The sequence below is a fragment of the Tardiphaga sp. 709 genome, assembly GCF_032401055.1.
In the GTDB taxonomy this organism is placed as follows: Bacteria; Pseudomonadota; Alphaproteobacteria; order Rhizobiales; family Xanthobacteraceae; genus Tardiphaga.
Genome location: NZ_CP135529.1, coordinates 4,568,035 through 4,590,032, shown reverse-complemented (window position 1 = coordinate 4,590,032; position 21,998 = coordinate 4,568,035). Strand labels below are relative to the sequence as shown.

The following is a 21,998-nucleotide window of genomic DNA, read 5'->3' as shown; positions in this document are numbered from 1 at the left end:
CGCGATCAGCGCGCGGCGGCCTGGCGTACCAGATTCTGCCGGGCCTCGCCGAGATAGCCGCGGATTTCCTTGGTCAGCAATCCCGACTGCGACGACAGATCGCCGGATGCCACCATGGTCGATGTGGCGAGTTGTTCGGTGTCCTTGGCGGTCGTTGCCAGCGACTGAATGTTGGTTGAAATCTCGCGCACCACGGCGAAGGCCTCATCGATGTTGCGCGCGATATCGGCTGTTGCCGCGGACTGCGCTTCCGAGGCACTCGCGACCTTACCGGTGATCTCGTTCACTTCCGCGATCACGGTGCCGATCTCCGTGATCGATGAGGAGACCTTGTCGGTGGCCGACTGAACCTGGCCGATTTCTTTTTCGATCTCGGCGGTGAAGTTGGCGGTCTGTGTCGCCAGCGCCTTTACTTCATGCGCCACCACGGCAAAGCCGCGACCGGCATCGCCTGCACGGGCCGCTTCGATCGTTGCGTTCAGCGCCAGCAGGTTGGTCTGGCTGGCAATCACATTGATCGAAGTCACGACCTCGCTGATGCGCACCGCAACGGCGCGAAGCACGTCCACATTGCTGGCTGCATCGGCGACGCGTTCGACGGCGCGGCCGGCAATTGCGGCCGAGCGATTGACGTCGGCGCCGACTTCGCTGGCACTGGATGACAGCCGCGCGGTGGCCGAAGCCACCGACTGCATGTTGGCGGACGCCTGTTCGGATGCCGCCGCCACCGATGTGACGCGGGTCAATGTCGAGGATGCACCGGTCCGCAGATTCCCTGCGGTGCTGCTCATCTCGACCGCGCCGCTGTCGAGTGCGGATACGATGCCACTCACGGTGGATTCGAGCTGGCTGGTCTGGCGCTCGAAATTCTTGATGCGGTCGGCGATACTGTCGGTCGCCGCGTTCATCGCCTTCGCGCCGTGCAACAGGCCGCCATGCAATCCGCCCGGCAGGATGCGCCGGTAGTATTTGTTGTCGTTGAGCGCCGCCATCGCCGCGGTGGATTCACGCACGAAGGCATCGCAACCATCGATCATGTCATTGACGCTGTGCAGCAACTCGCCGGTGACGCCGCGCACCGGGATTCCAAGGATACGGGCCTCGAAATCTCCCTGCGCGATGCGCTGACAAGCGATACGCGCCTTTTCGATCAGGCGCGCCGTCTTGCCCATCAGGACAAGCGCGACAATTGCCGCCGCGATCGCAACGGCCTGGCAGACCATGGCTGCGACTAGAAGACCGAAGAACTGAAGTACCAGAGCAAGCACAGAGCCGGCAATGACGACGAGCGTGCTAAGCTGCGCTCTTGAGAGAAAACATAAGTTCGTCATAGCTAACCTTCTTGGATGCAACGAAATCGGTAAGGGCCTTGTAGCCGGCGGCGAGGGATTCCTTGCCGTTCACGTGCCGTTTCTCGATGGCCAAGACTTCGGCATAGAGTGGTGCGATGGTCTTCTTGATAAGATCCGGCGCGGGCACGCGGCGATTGGAATGATAGCCGGCGACCTTGCCGTCGAGGCCGTAGGACGGCGTGACATGGGCGAAGACCCAGTAATGATCGCCATTGCTCGCCATGTTCTTCACGAAGGCGAAAATCTCGCGGCGCTCCTCGACCGTGTCCCAGAGCAGCTTGAAGACACTGCGCGGCATGTCGGGATGACGGATGAGACTGTGGGGCTGGCCGAGCAACTCGGCTTCGGTATAGCCGGCCATCTTGCAGAACAGACGATTTACATAGGTCATGCGACCCTTGAGATCCGTCTTGGATACGATGAGCTCCGAAGCCGGAAAGAAAGTCTCGCGGCCGCTCGGCTTAATCTGGTTGGACATCATTGACCTGTCGGTGACCGATTCACCCAAAAAGAAGTGCTACCGGTATTAGGGAACGCGGCTGAATTTTGCGTTAAGGTTCCGTCCACCATGAATTCGCTGCCGGCGGACGATCCGGACGCATTTTTCCGTCGCGATCGTCCCAGTTGCCGCGATTGCCTTTCCCGTGCCATGACCTCGATCAAATCGAGGGGGAGGCAACAAAATGACCGTTCTCATTGCAGGCGGCGGAATTGGCGGACTGACGCTTGCGCTCAGCCTGCACCAGATCGGCGTGCCATGCCGCGTGTTTGAAAGCGTGCCGGCGCTCAGGCCGCTCGGCGTCGGCATCAATGTGCTGCCGCATGCGGTGCGCGAGCTGATCGAACTCGGCCTGCACGACCAGCTCGACGCGTCCGGCGTGCGCACCCGCGAACTCGCCTTCTTCTCCAAACACGGCAAGCCGATCTGGAGCGAACCGCGCGGCATCGAGGCCGGCTACAAATGGCCGCAGTTCTCGATCCACCGCGGCAGGCTGCAGCAGATCCTGCTCGACACCGCCATCGAACGCCTCGGCGCGGAGAACATCCTCACCAGCCGTCATTTGACCGGCTGGACGGAAACGCCGGACGGCATTCGCGCCGACTTCATCGACAAGGCCACCGGCAAATCCGCCGGCAGCCATGACGGCACGCTGTTGATCGCCGCCGATGGCATCCATTCGGCGATCCGGCAGAAGCTATATCCGCAGGAAGGCGCGCCGCTCTGGAATGGCCGCATTCTGTGGCGCGGCATCACCAAGAGCGATGCGTTCCTGACCGGCCGCACCATGATCATGGCCGGCCATGAGATCCTGAAATTCGTCTGCTACCCGATCTCGCAGGCACCCGATGCCGATGGCAAATACGACATCAACTGGGTGGCCGAACGGCACATGCCGCCAACCTATGAGTGGCGCCGCGAAGACTACAACCGCGCCGCGCGGCTCGATGAATTCCTGCCCTGGTTCAAGGACTGGCGCTTCGACTGGCTCGACGTGCCCGGCCTGATCAGCAACTGTCCGCACGCCTATGAATATCCGCTGGTCGATCGCGATCCGGTCGATCGCTGGACCTTCGGCCGCGTGACGCTGATGGGCGACGCTGCGCATCCGATGTATCCGATCGGCTCCAACGGCGCGTCGCAGGCCATTCTCGACGCCCGCGTACTGACGCGTGAAATTCTCGCCAAAGGTGAAGTACCAGCCGCGCTCGAAGCCTATGAGGCTGAACGACGTCCCGCGACCACCGACCTCGTGATGCTGAACCGCCGCAACGGACCGGAACAGGTCATGCAGATCGTCGAGGAGCGCGCGCCTGGGGGCTTCAATGTCGTGACCGACGTGCTGTCGCAGCAGGAACTCGAAGACATCGCCGCCAACTACAAGCGCGTCGCCGGATTTCAGGTTGAAGGCCTCAATGCGAAACCGCCGATTGTGTCGATACCGGAGCCATCGCAACTCTCAAGCGCAGGCTGATGGAACCCGCGCGTTAACGGGCATTCAACCCTGTGGATTCACCCGTGATTCAACATGAACCTAACGGAGATTGCTACCGTTAGGGATTGGCAAGCGCAGCGTGGCAAGAAGGCCGGAGAAATTCAGAGCCTTTTGATGCGCAACCTGTTCCAGAAGCTGGCCGACCGACTGCAGGCGTTCAAGGACCGTCTTTCGGTTCGCGCGCAGATTACCGCTGCTGTTGCGGCGATGGTCATCGCGCTTGTCGGCGCGCTTGCAACCGGTGCAGCCTTCGTCAGCTATCGCAACACCGCTGAGCTGGTAAACACGCGCCTCGCGAGTGTCGCGTCGACCACGGCCGAACGTCTCGATCGTTACATGGCGCTGCGCCAGCAGGAAGTTCATCTGTTCTCGAAGCTCGAACCGATGCGCCCACTCTGGCAGGGCGATCACGCCTCGCTGCGCAAGGCGCTCGAACAGTTGCAGAGCTCGTTCACCGATTTCGCCTGGATCGGCTTCGCGAAGCCTGACGGCACCGTCGTCGCATCGACAGGCGGTATGCTGGAAGGAGCATCCGTCGCACAGCGTCCATGGTTCAGAACCGGCCTTCACGACCCCATCGTCGGCGACGTGCATGAGGCTGCGCTACTATCGTCGCTATTGGCCAAGCGTGCCGATGGCGAGCCGCATCGTTTCGTCGATATCGCTCTTCCCGTACGCGACACCGACGGTAACCTGCTCGGCGTGCTTGGCGCGCATCTCGATTGGCAATGGGCGCGCAACCTGATCGCCAGCGCGGAGGCCAATGATGGCGGCACCGATACGACGTTATCGGTCTTGTCGCGCGCCGGAGCGGTTCTTGTTGGCCCCGGCACGACCACCACGAAATACTCGGGCGATCGCCTCGGCGACATTCTGCGCACGCGCACCGGCGCCTTCACCGAAAAGCCGGCCGACCAGAACCTTCTCACGGCCTATTATGTCAGCCGCGGCCATCGTGACTATCAAGGCCTGAACTGGATCGTCACCGCGAGCCAGCCGAGCGACGTTGCGCTTGCCGCCGCCGTGCACTCGGCCAAGACCATTCTCGTCATCGGCGCGATTGCCGGCCTCGTCGGCGTCATCCTGGCGTTCTTCATCGCGCGGCAGATTGCACGCCCGATCCACGCCATCACGCTGGAAGCTGACCGCATTGGCCGCGCATCGGGCCCGACGATGCTGCCGCGACAGAACGGCTCGCTCGAAGTCGTCCAGCTTACGCGCGCGTTGCGCTCGCTGCTGCGCCGTATCGGGTTTGCCGAGGAGCGCACCAAGGAAGCCGAGCTGCGCGCCACCGAAAACGCCATGCAGTTCAAGGATGACCTCACCAAGCTGCGCCGGCTTGCCGACACCGACTACCTGACCGACCTGATGAACCGCCGCGCGTTCCTCGCAGCGGCCGACGACGCGATGGAATTCGCGCATCGCTACAAGCGCAACATCGCGACGCTGATGATCGACATCGACCACTTCAAGAAAATCAACGACAATCACGGCCATCACGTGGGCGACGTCGCCATCAAGCGCATTGCCGAAATCATCTCCAGCAATATCAAGAGTACCGACCGCGCCGCGCGTTTCGGCGGTGAGGAATTCGTGGTGCTGCTGCGTGAGGCTGACGAACTGACCGCACAGGCGCTCGCCAATCGCATCCGCAATGCCATCGAACTTGCGATCATCGGCGAAGGCGAGACGCGCATTTCAGCAACAGTCTCGATCGGCATTGCACTGATCGCCGACAGCGACCGCGATGTGCAGGACATGATCGAACGCGCCGACCAGGGCCTTTATGTCGCGAAGAATACGGGCCGCAATCGCTGCTTCTTCATGCCGGCGAGCGAAGATCGCAGCATTCGCGCAGCATGATCAATCCAGCCCATGCGCGATGACCTTGCGCATGACGTTCGGCAGCGCTTCGTCGTCCAATATTGCGATCGGGACCCAGCGCATCCCCTCGGGGGGCGGGTGCGGGGCGGCACATGCGCCGTATAGACGGTGAGCTCCAGCGGGAAGTGCGTGAAGATATGGGTGACCGCGCCCGTTTTGCGATGCCACGCCGTCAGATTTTTTAAGCTGGGCGCTTGCTTCAACGCGTCCTTGTCGTCGTGACCGGCCAGCCACTCCGATGACGGCACTTCGGTCATATTGCCGAGCAAGCCCTTTTCCGGCCGCGTGCGCACCAGCAGTTCGTTGCCGCGCGTGACCACGAACGCCGCGCCGCGGCGCAGCGTGCCGGCCTTCTTCGGCAGTTTGCGCGGAAACGTCTCCTGATCACCGCGGGTCTTTGCTGCGCAATCGTCATTGATCGGGCACAGCGCACAGGCGGGTTTTTTGGGCGTGCAGATGGTGGAGCCGAGATCCATCAGCGCCTGGGCGCTATCGCCGGCACGCGAGGGACCGAGCAGCGTGGCGGCGAGCCCCACGATCACCGGCTTGGATTTCGGCAGCGGCTCTTCCACCGCATAGAGACGCGAGGTCACGCGCTCGATATTGCCGTCCACCGGCATGCATTGGCGGCCGAAGGCGATCGCGGCGATGGCCGATGCCGTATAGGGCCCGATGCCGGGCAGCGCGCGCAGACCGTCCTCGGTATCCGGGAAGACGCCGCCGTGATCGCGCAGCACGGTGACGGCGCAGGCGTGGAGATTGCGCGCGCGGGAGTAATAGCCAAGTCCGGCCCACATCCGCAGCACATCGTCCTGCGAGGCGCTGCCGAGATCGCTGACAGTGGGCCAGCGCGCCAGGAACTTGGCGAAATACGGCCCGACAGCTTGCACGGTGGTCTGCTGCAGCATGATTTCGGACAGCCAGACCCGATAGGGATCGATGCCCTCGCCCGGCAACGGCCGCCACGGCAATCTCCGGCGATGCTTGTCATACCAGGCAAGCAATTGGGCCGGGCGCTTGGCGGCGGCGCTTTCCCCGCTATCCCGTGCGGAAGGTTTCTTTCGTCGGGTGGCGGCGGCTGATAGACTCATGCTGACCATGTATCCAAAACGCCCGACCATGAACAAGCCCGGCTATATCTCGGCGAAACCGCTCTCCGTCCTGCTCGGCGGGGTGTTTGCCGATGCCTATGCCAAACAGGGCTTTGCCTCGCGCGAGCTGGTGACACGCTGGGCCGAGATCGCGGGCCAGCAGGTGGCGAACTTCTCGGAGCCGCTGAGGATCCAGTGGCCGCGGCCTGTGGAAGGCCAGCCGCAGGAGCCGGCGACACTCATCCTGCGCGTCGAGGGCCCGATGGCGCTGGAGATCCAGCATTCGTCGGATGCGATCCTGCAGCGGGTGAATCGCTTTTTCGGCTGGAATGCGGTCGGCAAGATCGCGCTGCGCCAGGCGCCGCTGTCGCGGCCGCAGCCTCGCCGCACCGTGAAGCCGCCGGATGCCAAGGCCATCGCCCAGGTTGCGGAAACGCTGCCCGAGGTCGAGGACGACGCCTTGCGCGAGGCACTGGCGCGGCTCGGCGCCTCGATCAAGCGAAGTTGAGGCTTTCCAGCTCGCCCGGAACCGGCGCGTGCTTGCCACATTTGTGGTTTCAAGTTAGCGAAGCGAACCTTTTCCCGGCGTCCGCCGCCGCTTTGGAGCATTCCTTTGATCATCACGCGCCGTGACTTCACCGCCGCCCTTGCCCTCACCGGCGCCGCAGCAGCCATCGGCCTGTCGCCGCTGCAGCTGATCTCCGAGGCTTTCGCGCAGAACGCCGTCGACGTCGCCAAGCCGGTGTCGCTGCCCGACATGGCGCTCGGCCCGAAGGATGCCGCCGTCACCGTCACCGAATATGCCTCGATGACCTGCCCGCATTGCGCGGCCTTCACCGAGCAGGTGTTCCCGAAGATCAAGGAAGCCTTCATCGACACCAACAAGATCCGCTTCGTGTTTCGCGAATTCCCGCTCGACATCAAGGCCGCCGCCGGCTCGATGCTGGCGCGCTGCATCGCCAAGGAGGACTCGGGCAAGTACTTCGCCGTCATCGACATGCTGTTCAAGCAGCAGAACGACTGGGTGATGAAGGACACCGCCGCGACCCTGACCCGCATCGGCAAGCAGGCCGGCCTCAGCCAGCAGGCCGTGGAAGAATGTCTGAAGGACCAGGCGCTGCTCGACAAGATCGCCGCCGACCAGAAATACGCCAATGAAGTGCTGAAGGTGAACTCGACCCCGACCTTCTTCATCAATGGCGAGATGCTGAAGGGCGAGCAATCGTTCGAGGAATTCTCCAAGAAGATCACCCCGCTGCTGAAGAGCTGAGGTCTTCTTGTCCCTCCTCGCCTTTACGCGGGGAGGGATTCCTGAACGCCCGAGCCCTTTCATGACCCCGACCTTCCTCAACTACGCCGCCCTCGGCTGCGCCATCGTGCTGGAGACCGTCGGCACGGCGCTGCTGGCGCAGTCGCAGCAGTTCACGAAGCTCTGGCCGACGTTCGGCATGGCCGTCTGCTACATCCTGTCGCTCTATTTCCTGTCGCACGCGCTGAAGGTGATGCCAGTCGGGATCGCCTATGCGATCTGGAGCGGGCTCGGCATCGTGCTGATTTCGGCGGTGAGCTATTTCGCGTTCCGGCAGGCGCTCGATCTCGCCGCCATTATCGGCATCGGCTTCATCCTGACCGGCGTGGTCATCGTCAATGCGTTCTCGGCCAGCGCATCGCATTAGCGCGCTGCCGCGCCATCGTGTTCCCTGATTCTTCGCTTCAAACAGCCACGCGCTCGCAATCTCGCGGCGCTTGCGCGTCCGAGGTGTGAGCAGTGCCCCTCGAAAATATGAGGGGTGGCGACGCGCCGTGAGGCGCAAAGGGTGGTTTTTATCGCGATCCGCTCCACCGGAACGCCGGCAAGCTGCAACCGCGCAACGCCTCACGGCGCGCCACCGCGGCGATTTCTGTCCCCGGGACCGTTCTTCCGGGCAAAGGCGCAGAGCTCCGCACTCCGCTGATCCCGACGGTTTCCCGCCGTTCACCAATGCCACGTCCAGCCAGCATGAGTGGCAGACCCCCGTAGTGGGGCCGGACGGTGACCCAAGGCCTCCCGAGTGCGCGGGGTACGTCACCCCACGCCCGCAGGCGCCGCATCCCTGTTCCACCTCAAGACGCCTCATGAAGCGCCCCTCGCGAACCGGACAGGATTTGATTATAATCTTATAGGAAAACTGTCAAGTGCCCGCCGGGCATTTTTTCGATGCCGGATGCAACTGAAGCCGCGCTCATGCGTTCACGTAGTTCACCCAAAAGGATAGTTCAGTTCCCCTCGTCCAACTCGATGAGCCTTGCCCCATGTCGACACGCGCCAGCCACCTGCCGCATTATGTCGAGCGCACCGCGCTTCAGAAATTGCGCGATACGCCGGGCCTGCTTGCGCCGCATTTGATGCCTGCCGGGCCGAAGACCCTGTCCAAGATGGTCGAAAAGACTTGGATCGCGCTCCAGGCCGGCTCGCTGGTGCGTTATTGCATCACGCCCGAAGGCGAAGCCGCGCTGAAGGCCAAAATCCCGATGCCGCGCAGCGCACAGACTCACGCCCGCTGACACCCTGCGATAGCAGACCTGCGACAGCAGTCCGACGATAGCCGCCAGCGACAGCCGCGCCACGCGCCCGCCGGATCTTAACGGATGACGCGCCCCCGGATTAACCCTGATTCCAGGTGTAAACGCGCGTTAAGGAACGTTTAAGCGCCATCTCCGCATTCTCGTCCCATTAGCGTGAGGGGCGTATCATGTTTGAAAATTTCATCTGCGAGATCATCGGCCTGGCATTTCTCGGCCTCTGCATCGCCGTACTCGGCGCACCGCAGCAGCGCCGCCCGAATGGGTATGCGCGGGACGTGTGAGTTAAAGCAAAGCCACTTTAGAAGAATAGACAGTCCGAGGGCAGGATCGGTATCCCAACCGAGACCCCTGTGTCCGACATGGTCATATACGACCGACTTGAACGCACCTTAGCAAATAACGACCTACGCCAAGAGCATGAGCATTTTCGTCACTCATGCTTCCGCGACCATTATTGCAAGAGATGCATCAGAATAGCTAAAGGCGGACTTGCCAGGGCAATCAAGAATACAAGCGAGATGGTGAGCAGGTGCCTCCTGAGAAACGCCTCACCATCTTTTAGGTTGGACTTAAAGAACGGGCGCACAATTCGAAAAACCAGTTTAGATACCAAGAGATAGTAAATCATTATCGTTGCCGTAAGAGACGATAATGCGAGTGGCGAAATCGGAATTGCGCTTGGCGCATCCTCGTAAAGACTCAAGCTTCTAATGTTAACGAACGTTACAGGATCGATGGCCACGGCTTCATCGCATCGATCGAGAGCCCTGTCTGGATCGAAAGCAAGCGTTCTGGGCGCCACACTGTATTTGCCGTCACAGTATATGTATTGCTCCTTATCCTCGCGAAGAATTTTTGAATTCATTGAACGCAAATTGTATTGAAATGCCGCATCGTTACCAGAGAGGGCTGGTGAGTTTAGCGTCAAGACTTCGAGTAAATCGGAATCTAAGAAGTTTATTTGCCTGATCAGACCGCCGTAAGTGCGCCAGAAAAAGTTTGGCGTGATCCTGTTATCCACGGTCAACTGTACATATGCATAAGCGCTGTAGAAATTTTGCACAGATTCAATCGTGTTCACTGATTTGGTGTACGGCCTCGCCTTCAAGGTCTGAATGATAACCTCAAAGACCTTCTCATCTGTGATAATGCCCTTTGTCTGAACAAGTATATTTCCAACCGAAGTGGCCCCTTTCACTACGTCCTGCAGTTTTGCGCTCAAAGGCCCCTTAAAGGTGGAAATCTCGTAGTTACGAAAATGCCATTTACGCTCCAAAAGACTTGCAAGTGTTTCCGCCGACAGATCTTCTTTAGACCGCGGATCAAAAATAAGGAAAGATCGGAGGGATGATAAATCTGAGCTCTGCTTTGTAAGAGTCGAAGATAAAAGAATTGGGAATGACTTGGACTTCGGAACATTAATGAAGAAAGCTCCAGTGACGAAGACCGGAAAGATTACGATAAAAAGAAGAATTGATATCGCAACATCAGCAATGCTGAGGAAGATCACCTCCCAGACATTCTGACAGCCTCTCGAAATGCGAAGAAATGTTGTCGTTTGATATATGGAAATCAAATCGATCGTTACGATGCCGACGAATATGAATGCAGCGCGTCCGTCTAGAGCGAGAACTCTACCGAAAAAAGGAGCTGTATCTGTTTCAAAGCCGTACTCATTCACGACTGCCTGAAGAAGACTTAGGCAAGCCAGCATTAAAATAGTTGCGATGATGCTCCGGGGCAAAAACTTAGAAAAGCTGCCAAGACCAAACAGCGAGTGAATAGCAGAATAATAAGTTGGCAGCTCTCCCGTCCACGACTTTGACGGTCTCCCATATACAGAATTCAGAAACTTACCTTTCAGCGAGTCCTTTAATTTCCAATCAAGGAGCGCAGCCACTGAAAATAGAGCTATTGCGAATACCCCGATGGAGAAGGATCGCTCGAGAAGTAATTTTAAAAAATCTATCGCGGTCATCGTACTTACTGTCCACTAAAACGTAGACGCGGCCTTTCAATATGAGGACTGAGCGCCTCGAACGATTCTATGTAAAGTTGTGTTTAGAGACGTAACCGGTAAGCAACAAGAGCCAAGCTAAATAGGCTTGCGGCCTCCCTTTCCGCTATTCTTCGTGATGCCCCCCCAGTCCTCCACCAACATTGCTCACCCGCAGTCTTACGCCTGCGATGAGGTGGGTTTGGAGCGGTTTGACCCATCCATTAAACGCTCTTATTGGCGCACTCCCTTAAAACAAGCCCTTTTTCACACCCTCCCCCACCTATCCCCCGCAAAACCCTTGGGAAAAGCGGGGTTCCGCGGTTGCGCGGCTGCCCTCGTCTCGCCATTGTCCGGGCCAATGAGAGCCGCGACCAGCGAGTCTCCGTCCGCGCGGCAGATGCATTTATGCTATTGTTCGTGCTGGGGGATTCGCGATTCTCGGGGCTTTTTGAATAAAGTGGCCTGTCGGCTAACCAGAGTACCGTATCCATGAAACTCACGCGCCTGCGCCTGCACGGATTCAAGTCGTTCGTCGAACCGACCGACTTCATGATCGAGCCCGGTCTGACCGGCGTTGTCGGCCCGAACGGCTGCGGCAAGTCCAATCTGGTGGAAGCGCTGCGCTGGGCGATGGGCGAAACCTCGCACAAGTCGCTGCGCGCCGCCGATATGGACGCGGTGATCTTCGCCGGCTCCGGCAACCGCGCCTCGCGCAACCACGCCGAAGTGGTGATGACGATCGACAATACCGATCGCACCGCGCCGGCCATGGTCAATGACGCCGAAATTCTGGAAATCTCCCGCCGCATCGAGCGCGAAGCCGGGTCGCAATACCGCATCAACGGCCGCGACGTGCGCGCCCGCGACGTGCAGATCCTGTTTGCCGACGCCGCCACCGGCGCGCGTTCGCCCGCCCTCGTCCACCAGGGCAAGATCGGCGAAATCATCCAGGCGAAGCCCGAGCAGCGCCGCCGCGTGCTGGAAGACGCCGCCGGCGTCGCCGGCCTGCATGCGCGCCGCCATGAGGCCGAGCTGCGCCTGAAGGCCGCCGAAACCAACCTCACCCGCGTCGAGGACGTGATCGGCCAGCTCTCGGGCCAGATGGAAGGGTTGAAGAAGCAGGCCCGCCAGGCGATTCGCTACCGCGAAGTCGCCGGCAAGGTGCGCAAGGCCGAGGCCATGCTGTTCCACCTGCGCTGGCTGCAGGCGCATCAGGACAATGCCGAAGCCGCAACCCTGCACGACCAGTATGTCCGCGATCTCGCCGAACGCACCCGTGAGCAGGGCGAAGCCGCGCGCATCCAGGCGATCCGCGCGTCCGAGCTGCCTGCTTTGCGCGAGGCCGAAGCCGCTGCTGCCGCCGGCCTGCAGCGCCTGACCAATGCCCGCGACATGCTCGACCGCGAGGAAGAGCGCGCCAAGGAGCGCGCGGCCGAGCTCGACCGTCGTCTGACGCAGTTCGAGAGCGACGTCGCGCGCGAGATGAAGCAGTCGGAAGACGCTGAATTCGCGCTGCTCCGTCTCGACGAAGAAGACGCGATGCTCAAGGAAGAGATCATGCAGCGCGTCGAGCTGCGTGGCGGCGTCGATGATCGCGTCTCCGAGGCCGAGGCCGTGCTGGCCGCCGCCGAGCGCACCTTCACCGAACTCACCACCGCGCATGCGGACATGACCGCCAAGCGCAACCAGTTGCAGTCCAACGTGCGCAGCCAGGCCGATCGCCTTGCGCGCCTGGGCCAGGAAATCGCCAGCGTCGAGGCCGAGATCGAGGCGCTGACGGCGCAGACGTCAGGCTTCGGCGACCTGGACGAACTCGCAGCCCTGATGGAGACCTCGCAGGAAATCCTGCTGCAGGCGGAAATGGCCGTCAGCGACAACGAGGCCGCCCATGTCGCGGCACGGCAGACGCTGGAAGCCTCGCGCGCGCCGCTGAACGACGCCGACAGGAAGGTGCAGCGGCTCGAGACCGAAGCCCGCACGATTTCGAAGATCCTCAACGGCGAGACCAAGAACCTGTGGCCGCCGATCATCGACGGCGTCAGCGTCACCAAGGGCTATGAAAAGGCGCTCGGCGCCGTGCTCGGCGACGATCTCGACGCGCCGGTCGATCCCTCCGCGCCGATGCGCTGGACCAATGCCGGCGATCACGCGGGCGATCCCGCACTCCCAGCCGGTGTCGAGTCGCTCGCGTCGCATGTGAATGCGCCGGCTGAACTCGCGCGTCGCCTCAAGCAGATCGGCGTCGTCTCCAAGGATCAGGGCGCAGCTCTGGTGTCGCAGCTACAGACCGGCCAGCGGCTGGTGTCGCTGGAAGGCGACGTCTGGCGCTGGGACGGTTTCGTGGCCGGTGCGCATGCGCCGACCGGCGCCGCCCGCCGTCTCGCCGAGCGCGCCCGCCTGACCGATATCGAAGCCGATCTGGAAAACGCCAAGATCGACGCCATTGCCAAGCGCGAAGCGCTGGAAAGCGCCGAACAGGCACTGAAGTCCGCGGCTTCGGCCGAAGGCGCATCGCGCGACGCGCTGCGCAATGCCCGCCGCGACGTCGACCAGGCCCGCGAGCGCCATGCCAATGCCGAACGCGAGATCAACCGCCATGCGGCGCGCCGCGCGACCCTGACCGAAGCGCAGTCGCGCCTCTCCAACGATCGCATGGAAGCGGAAGCTGCGCATGAGAGCGCGCATGCCGCGCTGGAATATCTGCCGGAGAGCTCCGACGCCGAAGCCCAGCTCGCTACCGTGCGCGCCGAGATCGAAGGCCATCGCCGCGGCGCTGCGCAAGTGCGCGCCGAAGCGCAGGCGCTGGCCCGCGAGGCTGAACTCGCCGACCGCCGCCTGCAGGCGATCATCGCCGAGCGCACCGACTGGGCGAACCGCAAGACCTCCGCCGCGTCGCAGATCGAGACGGTTGCCGCGCGCGTCGCCGAAGTGACTCGTGAGCGCGCCGAACTCGAAGACGCCCCGGCGCTCTATCTGCAGAAGCGCCGCGCGCTGATCTCGGAAGTCGAGAGCGCCGAACAGGCGCGCCAGCTCGCCGCCAACGCACTCGCCTCGGCCGAGAACGCCATGCGCGAGACCGACCGCGATGCCCGCGGCTCGCTGGAAGCTTTGTCGGCCGCGCGCGAAGCCTGCGCCCGCACCGAGGAGCGCATGGAAAGCGGCAAGCGCCGCCTGGAGGACATCGAGCGCGAAATCCGCGACATGCTCGAAGTCGAGCCGGAAGGCGTCGCGGCCCTCGCCGAAGTCCGTCAGGACGATACCCTCCCGCCGCTGGCCGATATCGAAGCCGACCTGGAGAAGCTGCGTCGCGACCGCGAGCGTCTCGGCGCCGTCAACCTGCGCGCCGAGGAAGAGCTCAACGAAGTCGAAGGCACGCACAATGGTCTGGCCACCGAGCGCGACGATCTCGTCGAAGCCATCAAGAAGCTGCGCACCGGCATCCAGAGCCTGAACAAGGAAGCCCGCGAACGGCTGATGACCTCGTTCGACATCGTCAACGGCCACTTCAAGCGCATGTTCGTCGAACTGTTCGGCGGCGGCGAAGCCGAGCTGAAGCTGATCGAGAGCGACGATCCCTTGGAAGCAGGTCTCGAAATCGTCGCCAAGCCGCCCGGCAAGAAGCCGCAGACCCTGTCGCTGCTGTCCGGTGGTGAACAGGCCCTGACCGCGCTGGCGCTGATCTTCGCGGTGTTCTTGACCAACCCGTCGCCGATCTGCGTGCTGGACGAAGTCGACGCGCCGCTCGACGACCACAACGTGGAGCGCTTCTGCAGCCTGCTGCATGAAATGTGCGCCTCGACCGAAACGCGCTTCATCACCATCACGCATAACCCGATCACCATGGCGCGCATGCACCGCCTGTACGGCGTGACGATGGCGGAACGCGGCGTGTCGCAGCTGGTGTCGGTGGATCTCGAAAACGCGGTGAAGATCCTCGATCAGGAAGTGGCGTAAGTTTCTTCTCTTCCCCTCTCCCCTTGCGGGAGAGGGTGGATCAATCGAGCGAAGCGAGATTGAGACGGGAGAGGGGTTGCAGCGACCTGAGAGCCTGTCCCCTCTCCCGCCTTCGCTTCGCGAAGGCACCCTCGCCCGCAAGGGGAGAGGGGAAGAAAGCAAGCGCGTCCGGCATGACCGCCCCCGATCTCCCCGCCGAACTCACCGCAGCCCTCAACGCCCGCCTGCACGGCTTCTCGCGCAGCGACGCGGCTACGCGCTCCGACGCCATTTCGAAGACCTATCGCTCGGGCGGCGGCTCGACGACGATCCGCAACGAGACCGACGCGCTGGCCTATGCGCTGGCGCGGATGCCGGCGACCTATGCCGCCGTGATCGCCAGCCTCAATGCGCTGCAGGAAATCCGGCCGGATTTCGCGCCAGCCTCGCTGCTCGATTGCGGCGCCGGGCCGGGCACCGCAACATGGGCCTGCGCTGAAGCATTTCCATCGCTCGCTTCGTTCACACTGCTCGATGCCAATACCGCGCTGCGTTCGCTAGCGCTCAACCTTGCGCAGGATAGCCACCGCATCCCCGCGATGCGTTACGAGCTCGGCGACGCAGCCGCGAAGATTGCGGATGCGCCATCCGCCGATCTTGTGATCGCGAGCTACGTCATCAACGAGCTCAACGATGCCGCGCGGACAAAACTCGTCGTGGCGATGTGGGCAAAGACCAACGATACGCTTGTTATCGTCGAGCCGGGCACGCCGGCGGGCTATCAGCGCATTCTCGACGCGCGTACGCAGCTCATCGATGCAGGTGCGCATGTGATCGCGCCCTGCCCGCATGACGATGCATGTCCGCTGGTAAAACCGGACTGGTGCCACTTCAGCCAGCGGCTGCAGCGCTCCCGTGTGCATAAACAACTCAAGTCTGCAGAACTTCCCTATGAGGACGAAAAATTTATCTACGTCGCGCTATCGCGTGCGCCTGTCGCGCAGCGGCCTTCGCGCGTGCTCGCGCAACCGGTAACGACAAAGATCGAAATCACGGCAAAACTCTGCACGACTGAAGGCGTTATCGCCGCAAGCGCACCGCGCCGCGACAAGGCGAAGTATGCAAAGTTCCGCAAGCTCGACTGGGGCGATGCGGTTACCTGACCCATCGATCGTCATTGCGAGCGCAGCGAAGCAATCCAGTCCTGCCTCGCTTGTGCTTACTGGATTGCTTCGTCGCTGCGCTAAGGGGAAAGCTGAAAGCTTTCCCTGACCTCGCAATGACGTGGAGGGAGTCGGGAATAATTCGAACCTGCGAGCGTTTGTTCTCCTGACGCGACTGCGTCGCCAATCATCAGGAGTAACGCTGCAATGACCAGATCATTCGCCGCCCTCGCGGCTCTGACTCTCGTATTCGCTTCAAGCGCCGCATCGGCGCAGATGCTGAAGACCGCCGACACCGCCAAGGGCAAGACCTTCGTCGATGCCAAGGGCATGACGCTCTACACATTCGACAAGGACGCCGGCGGAAAGTCGATGTGCAACGGCCCGTGTGCCGAAAATTGGCCGCCGCTGTTCGCGGTGGACGATGCCAAGCCGAGTGCCGACATGACCATCGTCGTGCGCGACGACGGCAAGAAGATGTGGGCCTATAAAGGCAAGCCGCTCTACACTTTCAAGAAGGACACCGCCGCCGGCGACACCAATGGCGACGGCTTCCTGAACGGTGCGTGGCATATGGCGAAGCCGTAAGCGGCTTCTGCGCTGGAACGACCCGCTAGTCGCGAGATTGCGGCTAGCTCACTGCAAGGCCCCTCACCCGACCGGCTTCGCCGGTCGACCTCTCCCCGCACAGAGCGGGGCGAGGTCAAGGAAGGTGGCGCCGTGCTTACCTCTCCCCGCTCTGCGCGGGGAGAGGTCGACATGCGCGCATAGCGCGGATGTCGGGTGAGGGGCATGGCACCGCCCTCACCTACATTCAGTATTTGCGAATCTCGTTTTTCCTGCGGATAGACCGCTCTCAGAACGAATGCCGGATGCGTCCCATCACCTGATGCGCGACGGCATCGTTGCTGCCGACGATCGCATCATAGTTCACCGACAGCACCGTGAGCGGCGCAAGCTTACCGGACAGACCGGCGCCGATCACGCCGCGATCACGCAGCGCGCTGCCCGTCGCGGTGATGAACGAACCGGGCAGTGTCGTATCGGCGAAGCTCGCATTGATGCCGCGCACGCCGTCGCTGAATTCATGCAGCCAGGCCAGCCGCAATTCCGGCGTCAGCACGCCGCCATTCAGCGCATAGTCATAGGCGAAGCGCGCGCCGACGCTGGAGCGCAGCGATTCCGAACTGTCCGAGCCGACCACCAGTGCCGCAGCGCCACCGCGCTCGGCAAAGCCATCGGTCATCACGCGCGTATATTGCAGGCCGATCTCCGGGGTGACGACCCAGCCGCTGACGCGCAGATCGGTGCCCACCGTGCCGCGGATCGCATAGTGATCGCCGCTGAACGCCGCGGTGTTCGTCGTGCCGACCGCCACGCGCGTGGTGTCGTAGTCGCTGAAGCCATAGAGACCCATGGCGGTCGCGAACCAGCCTGGCGCCTGATAGGTGCCATAGCCGCCGATGGTGCCGGTCGAGATCTTGGTGTGGCTGCCGACATTATCGATATCGCCGCGGGTCAGCGCGTAGCCGCCAAACACGCCGGCGACGAGGCTGTCGGTGATGCGCCGGTCGTAGCCGGCGAGCACGTTGACCGTGTTGGACTTGAAGCCCGGTGCGTCAGTTCGTGCGCCTTCACGGGCGAAGCTGGCGCCCGACGTGATGAAAAGGCCCTGTTCGGCAGCGACGGCGACCGGACGCAGACCCGGCAACGCCTTGGTCACCGGCGCATAGGCCATCGCATCGGCGGCACTACTGCCCCAGCCCGCATCGGCCAGCGCTGAACTGGCGCTGCCAGGGAATCCCGTCACCGCGGCCAGCGCACGATCGGCACTGAAATTCTTGTCGAACATGCCGCCGTCGAACATCGCCAGCGCATTGCCCACACCGGACATGTCGGTGCCGAGGCCACCGAGGCGGTTCTGCGTCAGGTGTTGGCCGACCAGCGAGGTCGTCTGGAACGCATCATTCATGGTCATGCGGCCGAGGCCCTGATAGGCCGCGGGCGTGAGCTGCGCCAGCGCCGCGCCGACATCGGCTGAGCTGGCAACGCTGTCGAGCAGATTGACCACCGCACTGCTGGTGGCGGTGGCCGGCAGATTATCGAGCAGCGAGGCGACGCCCAGCGAGCCCGCACTGGCAAAGGACGCGAACGAAGACGACGCTCCGGTGATCACCTCGAACGAGGTATAGAGCGTACCGCCGATATTCACGGTCTGACCGGCCTGCAGCGCAGCGCGCTTGGCGTCGGTGAGGCCCGCCTTGTTGTAGTTCAGCGTATCCGTACCAACGCCGCCATCCACCAAACCGACGATGCGCGAGCCCTTCATGACGTTGACGGTGTCGTTGCCGCCTTCCATGTTCACGGCCCTGCCGTTGTTGCCGATGATGGTGCCGTAATTGGTCAGCCTGTCATCGCCTTCGCCCATCTGGATGGCGGAGCCATCACCGCGAATGAAGCGGGCCGAGCCCGCTGCATAGGTCACACCGTTCAACGTGCCATTGGCGGGATCAACACTGCCGTTCTGCAATAGAACAATGCCGTTTGGATCCGGGATGGCGCCGTTTCCGATGATGGTGCCGTAATTGACGATGGTGTCGTTGTTAATTGCCGGCGTCGCCGTGCTCTTGTTCTCGAGCCGAATGGCAAAGCCGTTCTGGCCGATAATGGTAGCGCCTGCATAATTGGTGATCGTGGTGTCCGCAACGCCGCTGCGGCTGTTATCCGCATTGGAGTCGTTGTTGACGACGATGCCGTAAGACGCGCCGCTGATCATCCCAAAATTGTCGATCGTGCCGCCACCGATCGAGATGCCTTCACTGTTGTTGGCACGACCTCCGCTATCGAAGCCGCCTGCGCCGGTACCTTCAATAATACCGTAATTGGTGATGGTTGCCTTGAAATCGATATCGACGCCGTCGCCATCCCCATCGATCGATGCAACGCCGGCATTCGTGAAGATGTTTCCAGCGCCGGCGTATGTGCCAGTGATGCGACCGTAGTTGGTCACCTTACCAGTGCCATCAGTGCCAACACCCGAGCCATTGCGACCGGTGATCGTCCCGTAATTGTTCACGGTGATGTCCGTATCGGCGGTGATGCCATGCCGCGCGCCAGAGATCAGGCCGCCGGCCCGGTTGTTGATGACAGCCCCGGTATTGCCGCCCGCATCGATGCCGTCGGCAGAGCCGCTGGAAGTGTTGGTCCCGAAGCTGCGGATGATACCGTAGTTCTCGACGACGGTGGTCTGCCCGGTGCGAATCGCGTCGTCGGTGAGCGCCTCGATAACACCGGTGGCGCGGTTGAAGATGGTCATGCTCGCAGCGCCGGTCATGCCGCGCACGTCGATAGCTTGGCCAAGTCCGGTGAAGCCGGTGCCGCCGGCCTGGATCAGGCCGGCATTGTCGATCACGATATTGCCCGACGTCAGCGCCAGATTGAAGCGGAACACGTCGTTCTGCGCCGAGCGCACTATGGCGCCCACATTGTTGAGGAAGGTGAAGGTGCGTGGCCCAAAGGTGGGCGCCCCGCCGGTGGCGTCGATGACCCGGCCGCTGCCGGTGTTCTCGATGGTGCCGGAATTGGTGATGACCACGCCGGTGGAGGCACCGTTCCAGGTGATCGGCACCGTGCCGCTGGTGGAGCGCAGCGTGCCACCGGCGGCCACCGTGCCGGTGTCGGTGCCGGCCACTGTCTTGGCCGTGGTGTCGGTGGTCCCGGCCGGGACGTCGAAGGATGCCGCCTCCGCCGCCATCGGCGCGACCAGCGCCGCCACAACCACGCCCATCGCAAGCCGGCTCGCGCCGTTACGCCATTCCAACATCAGAAGTCCCCAGCCTCAAAAGTTAGGGGTTCATTAGGTTTTGGGGATGACGGCTGGATGACGAATAACGCACAGGCGCTAACCCGCAGGCGATCTGCTGATGTCTCCTATCGACTGGTGCAACATCGCAACGGTGCAGACCGCCAATATCTCCTTTCAGAGTTGTAGCAGAGGGGCACAAATGACAGGGCGCGATGGAGGAGCGTCTTTGAACGTATTCCACGCCAGCCGCGACCAATCCGTGCCGCGACATGCCTGCGGCCCCTGCTCTGTGGCCGCATGATCGGCTAGGCTTTGGGTTTGATGGTTTCTTTTGGGGGTTCTTACATGTCGACCGGCTGGATCGTTCTTGGCGTCATCGTTGTCCTCGTCTTCCTGGTATTTGCTGCCTACAACCGGCTGGTCGCGCTGAGCCAGCGGGTCAACCAGTCCTTTGCCGATATCGACGTGCAGCTCAAGCAGCGCCACGACCTGATCCCGAACCTGATCGAGACCGTGAAGGGCTATGCGGCGCATGAGCGCGGCACGCTGGACGACGTCATCAAGGCGCGCAATTCGGCGATGAATGCACAGGGCCCGGCACAGGTCGGCGCTGCGGAAAACCAGCTCTCCGGCGCGCTCGGCCGGCTGATTGCACTCAGCGAGGCCTATCCGGACCTCAAGGCCAATGCGAACTTCCAGCAGCTGCAGAGCGAACTCTCGGATATCGAGAACAAGATCGCCGCCTCGCGCCGGTTCTTCAACAATGCCGTGTCCGAATACAACACCGGCATCCAGCAGATGCCCGCGGCTCTGTTCGCCAGTACCTTCGGCTTCCATTCGAAGGAGTTCTTCGATCTCGGCGAGACCCGCAAGGAGGTCGAAGCCGTGCCGCAGGTCAAGTTCTGATCCTCAGACCCAGAACACATGCCCCTCCCCGTCATTGCGAGCGCAGCGAAGCAATCCAGAAAGCCACAAGCGAAGACTGGATTGCTTCGTCGCAAGAGCTCCTCGCAATGACGGCTGATAGTGAATCCTAGGACTGCATCATGACCGCCTATGGTCTCTATACGCATATTGCCTCGAACAAGACGCGTTCGATGCTGCTGCTCGCAGGGCTGTTCCTGCTGATCTACGTCATGGTGTTCGCCGGCGCCCTGATCGGCGAGGTGGTGGTCAACAGCAACGGCTCAGTCGCCTATTACATCAATGCTGCAACACGCGACCTGATCAACGCGCTTCCCTTCGCCACTATCGGCGCAGTGTTGTGGATCGTTATCGCCTATTTCGGTCATCAAAAGATGATCGACAGCATCACCGGCAGCGAAAGCGTGACGCGGCAGGAGCAGCCGCGACTCTATAATCTCCTTGAGAACCTGTGCATCTCGCGCGGCATTCCGATGCCGAAGCTGAAGGTGATGGACTCTGATGCGCTGAACGCCTTCGCCACCGGACTGAACCCCAGGCAATATTCTGTCACGGTCACGACGGGCCTCCTGCGCGCGCTCACCGATGACGAGATGGAAGCGGTGCTCGGCCACGAGCTGACGCATATCCGCAACGGCGACGTACAGTTGATGGTGGTCGCCGTCATCATCGCCGGCGTGGTCGGCTTTGCCGCCGAACTGTTCTTCCGGATATTCATCAATTCCGGCTTCAACTTCGGCAGCAGCCGTTCGTCGCGATCGTCTTCCTCGTCTGACAGCAACAGCAAGGGCTCCGGCGGCGGCGCGGTCATTGTGATCATCATTGCCGTGGCGCTGATCGCGCTGGCCTGGGCGCTGTCGCTGGTGGTGCGCTTCGCGCTGTCGCGCTCGCGCGAACTACTGGCCGATGCGGGCTCGGTGGAGCTGACCAAGAATCCCGACGCCATGATCTCGGCGCTCCGCAAGATCGAGAATCGCGGCGAACTGCCCGGCGCGACATCGGCCGTGATGGAGATGTGCATCGACAATCCCCGCGAGGGTTTTGCCGACCTGTTCGCGACACATCCGTCAGTGGATTCGCGGGTGGCTGCATTGGTGAAATTCGCCGGCGGTCACGATCCCGGCCGGATGGCACTGCCGTCCGATACGGACGCGCCCGAAGAGGCCGACGACACACCGCCGCTACCGCCGCGCTCCGGCCCATGGAGCGACGGCAAATCGCCTACCGGCAGCGCACAGGAGCCGTTACAGGGCCCGCTCAAAGGACCTTGGGGTCGCCACGCCTAGCT

15 protein-coding genes and 1 pseudogene are annotated in these 21,998 nt (G+C 62.0%); 11 read left to right on the top strand and 5 right to left on the bottom strand.

Annotated elements, in window-relative coordinates; translation table 11 throughout:
- Window positions 1-5: 5 nt before the first annotated feature.
- Complete coding sequence (locus RSO67_RS22260) at window positions 6-1,331, bottom strand: methyl-accepting chemotaxis protein (RefSeq protein WP_315840610.1); 1,326 nt, start codon at window positions 1,329-1,331, stop codon at window positions 6-8.
- Entirely contained in the window at window positions 1,294-1,830 is a 537-nt protein-coding gene (locus RSO67_RS22255) for a PAS domain-containing protein (protein WP_315840609.1), read from the bottom strand. Before RSO67_RS22255 ends, RSO67_RS22260 begins: the two co-directional genes overlap by 38 nt.
- 205 nt (window positions 1,831-2,035) lie before the next feature.
- On the opposite strand from RSO67_RS22255, the gene RSO67_RS22250 reads away from it, so the two are divergent.
- Together RSO67_RS22250 and RSO67_RS22245 are read left to right on the top strand one after the other, a co-directional pair.
- Window positions 2,036-3,325 (top strand): flavin-dependent oxidoreductase, encoded by a 1,290-nt coding sequence (locus RSO67_RS22250; protein ID WP_315840608.1) that lies wholly within the window; start codon window positions 2,036-2,038, stop codon window positions 3,323-3,325.
- Window positions 3,326-3,460: 135 nt separating this feature from the next.
- Window positions 3,461-5,209 carry a sensor domain-containing diguanylate cyclase gene (locus tag RSO67_RS22245; protein WP_315840607.1) on the top strand — a complete coding sequence of 583 codons (1,749 nt, stop codon included), beginning with the start codon at window positions 3,461-3,463 and terminating at the stop codon, window positions 5,207-5,209.
- Here RSO67_RS22245 and mutY read toward each other — a convergent pair.
- A pseudogene (gene mutY / locus RSO67_RS22240) lies at window positions 5,210-6,321 on the bottom strand (A/G-specific adenine glycosylase). It abuts the gene before it with no gap.
- A 28-nt stretch (window positions 6,322-6,349) separates the two neighbouring features.
- Between mutY and RSO67_RS22235 the strand changes: the two are divergent.
- The 4 genes from RSO67_RS22235 to RSO67_RS22220 all read left to right on the top strand — a co-directional run bounded on the left by RSO67_RS22235 (window position 6,350) and on the right by RSO67_RS22220 (window position 8,865).
- The gene (locus tag RSO67_RS22235; protein WP_315844331.1) at window positions 6,350-6,829 is read left to right on the top strand and encodes a DUF721 domain-containing protein; all 480 of its coding nucleotides are present in this window, start codon (window positions 6,350-6,352) and stop codon (window positions 6,827-6,829) included.
- 105 nt (window positions 6,830-6,934) lie between these two features.
- Window positions 6,935-7,591: a DsbA family protein gene (locus tag RSO67_RS22230; RefSeq protein ID WP_089262423.1), complete on the top strand. Its 657-nt coding sequence runs from the start codon at window positions 6,935-6,937 to the stop codon at window positions 7,589-7,591.
- Window positions 7,592-7,652: 61 nt separating this feature from the next.
- Window positions 7,653-7,997: a DMT family transporter gene (locus RSO67_RS22225; RefSeq protein WP_175368737.1), complete on the top strand. Its 345-nt coding sequence runs from the start codon at window positions 7,653-7,655 to the stop codon at window positions 7,995-7,997.
- A gap of 616 nt (window positions 7,998-8,613) precedes the next feature.
- Window positions 8,614-8,865 carry a hypothetical protein gene (locus RSO67_RS22220; protein WP_315840606.1) on the top strand — a complete coding sequence of 84 codons (252 nt, stop codon included), beginning with the start codon at window positions 8,614-8,616 and terminating at the stop codon, window positions 8,863-8,865.
- A 472-nt stretch (window positions 8,866-9,337) separates the two neighbouring features.
- On the opposite strand, the gene RSO67_RS22215 is transcribed toward RSO67_RS22220, so the two are convergent.
- Window positions 9,338-10,864 carry a hypothetical protein gene (locus RSO67_RS22215; RefSeq protein WP_315840605.1) on the bottom strand — a complete coding sequence of 509 codons (1,527 nt, stop codon included), beginning with the start codon at window positions 10,862-10,864 and terminating at the stop codon, window positions 9,338-9,340.
- 510 nt (window positions 10,865-11,374) lie between these two features.
- Here RSO67_RS22215 and smc point away from each other — a divergent pair.
- From smc to RSO67_RS22200, 3 genes are all read left to right on the top strand, one after another.
- Window positions 11,375-14,839 (top strand): chromosome segregation protein SMC, encoded by a 3,465-nt coding sequence (gene smc, locus RSO67_RS22210; protein ID WP_315840604.1) that lies wholly within the window; start codon window positions 11,375-11,377, stop codon window positions 14,837-14,839.
- A gap of 173 nt (window positions 14,840-15,012) precedes the next feature.
- Window positions 15,013-15,981: a small ribosomal subunit Rsm22 family protein gene (locus RSO67_RS22205; RefSeq protein WP_315840603.1), complete on the top strand. Its 969-nt coding sequence runs from the start codon at window positions 15,013-15,015 to the stop codon at window positions 15,979-15,981.
- A gap of 207 nt (window positions 15,982-16,188) precedes the next feature.
- The gene (locus RSO67_RS22200; RefSeq protein WP_315840602.1) at window positions 16,189-16,569 is read left to right on the top strand and encodes a hypothetical protein; all 381 of its coding nucleotides are present in this window, start codon (window positions 16,189-16,191) and stop codon (window positions 16,567-16,569) included.
- A gap of 268 nt (window positions 16,570-16,837) precedes the next feature.
- Here RSO67_RS22200 and RSO67_RS22195 read toward each other — a convergent pair whose 3' ends face one another.
- Window positions 16,838-19,804, bottom strand: a complete 2,967-nt coding sequence (locus tag RSO67_RS22195; RefSeq protein ID WP_315840601.1) for an autotransporter outer membrane beta-barrel domain-containing protein — start codon at window positions 19,802-19,804, stop codon at window positions 16,838-16,840.
- A gap of 327 nt (window positions 19,805-20,131) precedes the next feature.
- Here RSO67_RS22195 and RSO67_RS22190 point away from each other — a divergent pair, with 327 nt between their 5' ends.
- Together RSO67_RS22190 and RSO67_RS22185 are read left to right on the top strand one after the other, a co-directional pair.
- Window positions 20,132-20,692, top strand: a complete 561-nt coding sequence (locus tag RSO67_RS22190; RefSeq protein ID WP_315840600.1) for a LemA family protein — start codon at window positions 20,132-20,134, stop codon at window positions 20,690-20,692.
- A 140-nt stretch (window positions 20,693-20,832) separates the two neighbouring features.
- Complete coding sequence (locus RSO67_RS22185) at window positions 20,833-21,996, top strand: M48 family metallopeptidase (protein WP_315840599.1); 1,164 nt, start codon at window positions 20,833-20,835, stop codon at window positions 21,994-21,996.
- Window positions 21,997-21,998: the final 2 nt, after the last annotated feature.